Source organism: Paraburkholderia sp. CNPSo 3274, assembly GCF_024206475.1.
In the GTDB taxonomy this organism is placed as follows: domain Bacteria; phylum Pseudomonadota; class Gammaproteobacteria; order Burkholderiales; family Burkholderiaceae; genus Paraburkholderia.
The window spans coordinates 1-4,529 of sequence record NZ_JAMBPR010000170.1; the positions used below are offsets into that span (position 1 = coordinate 1).

Annotated in this window: 6 protein-coding genes and 1 pseudogene; 2 read left to right on the forward strand and 5 right to left on the reverse strand. The window is 60.9% G+C overall.

Annotated elements, in window-relative coordinates; translation table 11 throughout:
- Positions 1–196 (reverse strand): helix-turn-helix domain-containing protein (locus M3I54_RS43545; RefSeq protein WP_254333639.1); only part of this gene is annotated, 196 nt, incomplete at its 3' end.
- Positions 197–247: 51 nt separating this feature from the next.
- Between M3I54_RS43545 and M3I54_RS45035 the strand changes: the two genes are divergently transcribed.
- Positions 248–382 carry a hypothetical protein gene (locus M3I54_RS45035; RefSeq protein WP_302059380.1) on the forward strand — a complete coding sequence of 45 codons (135 nt, stop codon included), beginning with the start codon at positions 248–250 and terminating at the stop codon, positions 380–382.
- Positions 383–561: 179 nt separating this feature from the next.
- The gene (locus tag M3I54_RS43550; protein ID WP_254346579.1) at positions 562–921 is read left to right on the forward strand and encodes a BON domain-containing protein; all 360 of its coding nucleotides are present in this window, start codon (positions 562–564) and stop codon (positions 919–921) included.
- 99 nt (positions 922–1,020) lie between these two features.
- Here M3I54_RS43550 and M3I54_RS43555 read toward each other — a convergent pair whose 3' ends face one another.
- From M3I54_RS43555 to M3I54_RS43570, 4 genes and pseudogenes are all read right to left on the reverse strand, one after another.
- Complete coding sequence (locus tag M3I54_RS43555) at positions 1,021–1,875, reverse strand: hypothetical protein (protein WP_254346581.1); 855 nt, start codon at positions 1,873–1,875, stop codon at positions 1,021–1,023.
- Positions 1,876–1,952: 77 nt separating this feature from the next.
- Complete coding sequence (locus tag M3I54_RS43560) at positions 1,953–2,963, reverse strand: lysylphosphatidylglycerol synthase domain-containing protein (protein WP_254346583.1); 1,011 nt, start codon at positions 2,961–2,963, stop codon at positions 1,953–1,955.
- 59 nt (positions 2,964–3,022) lie between these two features.
- On the reverse strand, positions 3,023–4,288 hold the full coding sequence (gene hpnI, locus M3I54_RS43565) for a bacteriohopanetetrol glucosamine biosynthesis glycosyltransferase HpnI (RefSeq protein ID WP_375542324.1): 1,266 nt from the start codon (positions 4,286–4,288) through the stop codon (positions 3,023–3,025).
- A pseudogene (locus tag M3I54_RS43570) lies at positions 4,288–4,529 on the reverse strand (hopanoid biosynthesis associated radical SAM protein HpnJ); the annotation flags it as partial. The gene hpnI and the pseudogene M3I54_RS43570, both read right to left, overlap by 1 nt.

Consider the following 4,529-nt stretch of genomic DNA (forward strand, 5'->3'; position numbering starts at 1 on the left):
CCAGAAACCGGCTCGACCAACGGCTAATGAAGCGGGAGTCACAGCGCAGCCGCTGCATGATCGCCTCACGTGTCTCTCCGTCGTCAAGCATCAGGATCAACCGGGCACGCCGCGTGTCTGCTGCGCGCACCGTTTGACTACGAGCCGCCGACAGCAATTGTTTGCGCTCAAGCGTGGTTAAGTTCATCTTTTCCATGTGTTTCATTGAATACCAAATAAGGTGCTTTTTCAATGACGCAATGGACTAGTGCAGATCCTGGAGACACAGCAGGGGCAGCTCACGATTCATCACCTGATTCGCGGCGACATCGAGAAAAAGACCGTGGATGAACTCTCGAATCTCGAGCGTTGGCGCTTTCAGCTAAGCACGAGTCACGGTTAACACCCGTTGGGCTCACCGCGTGGATCGAATATGTATCCGAATGTGTATAAGGCGCTTTTTGATACGCAGGCTTGCACAGGCCACTTTTCTCGACACATGCGCGATACGTCCCGCCGTTCTAATGGCGAGTAGAGGTCGTTTGAACAGGTTTGTCCAACCCCAATGCCAAGAGGTGAATCATGACGCTTCGTAACAAAGCGCTCGCGGGCGTATTCGCTGTGCTGCTCTCTTCTTCCGTTTTCGCGCAAACCGCGGCGCCCGCAACGGCGGTCGCGACGAAGGAGCAGGTCCGCGCGCAAATGAAGGCTGACAAGGCGGCGAACAAAGCCTTCTCGAAGACCGTTTGGCAGGCCGTCTACAAGACGAAGGGTCTGGAGGACACGGACGTCGTCGTGTTTTCCGAAGCGCGCACGGGCAAGGTCATTCTTGCGGGGATGATCATGGACGCCTCGCAGGAACAGCTCGCGCAGGACGCCGCTTCCCGCGTGCCTGGCGTTCAGTCGGTGACCAGCAAGCTGACCGTGTACGAAGCGCACTGATATTGCGCGCTTGATTGTGCGTGTGCGCACGCGCCGACATTGGCCGAATTTTCGCGTGCAGGCGCGTGCGGGTACTTCAAAGCCATTTTCTTTCAGGCGTTAATTTTTCGTGCCGCTATAAACTGAATACCAGCGATGTTCATCCTTGGTCTTCCAGTTTTTCGGAGTTGGAACGCCGTGCTCGTCCGTGTCCTTCGTATACACCTCGAGCCACGCCTGCACGAATCCCAGAAGGTGTTTCCCGTGCGGACGAGATATCTCGTACACCCCGGCGTTCGGGTCGAAAAAATAGAGCGTGCCTCCCCGGCTCTTGTAAAACGCGATCGAGTGCCCGGCACCGCCAGTCTGTTGCGTCAAATCGAGCACGATGGCATTGCCCTTGGGTAACTGTTCCCCGGCTCCGGCGATCATGGCGTCATCAGCGCGCTCGGCTACGAATTTCTCCTGGGGGCGGCCTGTGCGAACATTCGGCTCTACGTACTTTACCTTGTGCGTTTTTTCTTCTGGCGTATACCCGCCCGGCACGAGCTTGAGCGCGTCGACCAACTCGTCACTGGTTTTGTAGCGGTACATCTGTTGCGTCTTCGCGCCCTCCAACATGGTCGCTTCGTTGCGCGCCCCGCTCTTTCTGCCGCTTGGTTGTCCTGGCTGTTTGCCAATGAGTTTCCCCAGCAGGGAATCCGTGGGCGGGGAGATTCCGTTGTGAATGCGAGAGAGCGGATTCAGCGGATTTGAAAAATGTTTGATGGCCGGATTGCGCAGGGGACCATCACGACGAACCAGCCCGTTTGAGGTCGACAACTTCTCCTTGACCCAATTCAATACGACTCCCATGCACACCCCGCCACCCATACCTGTCCCGTAGTTCTCAGTGACCTGGCGATATGAGTCGGCCTGAACGAATTTGTATTCGCGGTGAGCGTGCTTGTTCAGCGCACGGAAATCCCTTGCCATGTCGAGTCCTTTCGGGCGATTGCTGACAATAGAGCAATGTGAAGCGACCTGTATTCAATAACAGGTCACCTTCGGGATTATTCCGTGCGGGCGCGCGTGGCCGTGCCCTCTGTCCGGCGTCTCGAGGGCCAGCCATATTCGGCCGCCTGCCAGGCAAGCAGCCCGGGCAAATAGAACATCAGATCGCGCACGCGCCTTGCGCCAGCGAGCGCGAGGCAAGTGGGCGCGTCGAACCCTAGCAGCCCGCCGATCACGACGAAACCGCCCTCCTGCACGCCAAGGCCGGCTGGCACCAGAAACGCGATGCTGCTCAGCATCTGGATCAGGGCTTCGATCACGAACGCCTGTACAAAGGTCGCGTCCGTGCCGAGCACGCGCAACGCGATCCAGATTTCAAGCGCATAGCCGAGGCATTGCAGCGTCTGCCAGACGAGCACGTAGCGCACGATCACGCCGGTCTGCCGCCAGATCAGTTTGAGGGATAAATCGACGCGCGCGGACTTGCCCACGAGATCGACGACCTTGCCGCTCGTGACGCGGTTGAGCGTGCGTGCCGCGCGCTCGAACGGCCGCGCATGCTGCACGAGCGCGAAGAGCACGAGCAGCGGTATGAAGCCCGCGAGGCCCCATGCGAGCCGCCCCACGATCCGCGCGGTATCGGAAGAGGAATGTTCGAGCAGATAGCCGGCTGCGAGCAGCGCGAAGAGCACCTGGCTGATCAGCGTGAGCTGCATGTCGGCGATGAGGCTCGCCACCGCCGTGGCCGGCCGTACGCCCGCACGGCCAAGCAGCCGGAACGAAACGAGCTCCCCGCCCACGCGCGCAACAGGCAGCAAGCCGTTGATCGACTCGCGAATCCACACGAGTTTGAGCATCGCCGCGAACGACGGACGCTGCGCCGCGCGAATCAGGCTGCGCCAGTCCCATGCATTCGCGCACATCGGCAGGATATGCACGATGGCCGCCAACACGAGGCCCATGCCCGCGCCGCGCAACAGTTGCAGCACCGCTGCGGGATGCTCGCGCCATACGAGCCACACGGCGATCGCAAGACCGACCAGGGCGGCGATACGTCCCATGTGCTTCATCTGCGGGTGCTCTCTAGTGGATGCTCCCGTCTCATTGTGCCCCCCATCTACTGTAACGCTCAGGTCTCGTGGACTGGCGAAAGCATGCCGTTCCTGTCGACGCGAAAGCGCGTGCCGCGCCAAACGACGCCTGACGAACAAAAGCTCGCGACATAGATCGCGAACTGGACCATTTCCCAAAGGGGTAAGCATAACAGTCCGCTGGACTTGTCGCCGGTCGCGCGATCGGTCCTCCAGATCAGCCACGCGCGCGCGCACAGCGCCACGGCGACCAATATCCACGCGGCCGCTGCGCCGCCGGACAATGCCACAGCAAGCATGGCGAGCGCGAACGGATGCATCAGCACGGCGCCCAGATGCCCCGAGCGGTCTGCCGCGCGAACCGTGCGGCTCCAGCGCAATTCGTGCGCAAAGAGTTGGGCGAACGTATTCTCGACGCATGCGTGCCGCACGAGAATGGGCGGAACGGAAACTTCCGCGCCGGCGCGGCGCACGGCTTCACCAATCGCATGGTCTTCGGCGAGGTGATGCGCGAATTGCGCCAGACCGCCAATGCGTTCGAGCATTTCACGCGTCATGGCGATGGACTGGCCGAAGCACGGGCGCGCACGCCCGATTGCAAGCCCCGTGACGACGCCAGGCAGGAAATGAAAGTTGGTCAAGGCCGACGCCACGCGAGGCCAGAATCCGGGCGCGCACAGGCCGCGATAAACCGCGGTCACGAGGCCAATGCCCGGTTGCTGCAGCGCGCCGACCACCTGGCGCAGATAGTTTTTATCGACGAGCACGTCGCTATCGGCAAAGCACAGGACGTCGTGCTCGGCTTTTTCAAGCATGTTCACGAGATTCGCGATCTTGCGGTTGGGTCCGTATAGCCGCGAATCGGCGACGACCGTGATGTGTGCATCGGGATAACGCGCGCGTAGCCGCTCGATGGCGTTGAGTGCTTCGTCACGCGCATCGTGAACGCCGAAGAGATACTGGACTTGTCCCGGATAGTCCTGCTCGAAAAAGCTGGCGAGGTGCTCCTCGAGGTGCCATTCGTCGCCGTGCAGCGGCTTGGCGAGCGTGATTGCCGGAAAGTGCAGCGGCGTCGCCACCTCGCGCGCGAAGAAACGGCCGACCAGCGCGCTCGCCGTGCAGGTATAGATAATGCCGAGCACGGCGCAAAGACCGCTTAGCACCGCAAGCGAATCGAAGAGCAGATGCGAGAACCCGGGCAATTCGGTGCGCATGACTTCGATTGCCGCAGAAGCGACGGCAAGCGCCGTCACGGCCATCGCAACGATGGCGCCCGTTCGCCCCGTCGCGTGCGCGCGGTCCATCATGCCTCGTGCGCGCGCAGGAAGCGGAAGAACTCCACGCCTTCGCGCAGACGCCGCTTCATCATGTCCCAGCTCGTGAGCATCTCGCGCACGATCTCCCAGATCTTCGACGGCCGGAAATAGAACTGGCGATAGAACTGCTCCAGGTGGTGATAGATCTCGTCGCGCGACAGATGCGCATAGCCGATCGCCGCGAGCTGCACCCCTTCCTTGCTCACCAGGTTGATGGTCTTGTTCTCTT

Coding starts and splice junctions, on each gene's coding strand:
- M3I54_RS43550 (WP_254346579.1), top strand. CDS start 562: ATGACGCTTCGTAACAAAGCGCTCGCGGGCGTATTCGCTGTGCTGCTC.
- M3I54_RS43555 (WP_254346581.1), bottom strand. CDS start 1,875: ATGGCAAGGGATTTCCGTGCGCTGAACAAGCACGCTCACCGCGAATAC.
- M3I54_RS43560 (WP_254346583.1), bottom strand. CDS start 2,963: ATGAAGCACATGGGACGTATCGCCGCCCTGGTCGGTCTTGCGATCGCC.
- hpnI (WP_375542324.1), bottom strand. CDS start 4,288: ATGGACCGCGCGCACGCGACGGGGCGAACGGGCGCCATCGTTGCGATG.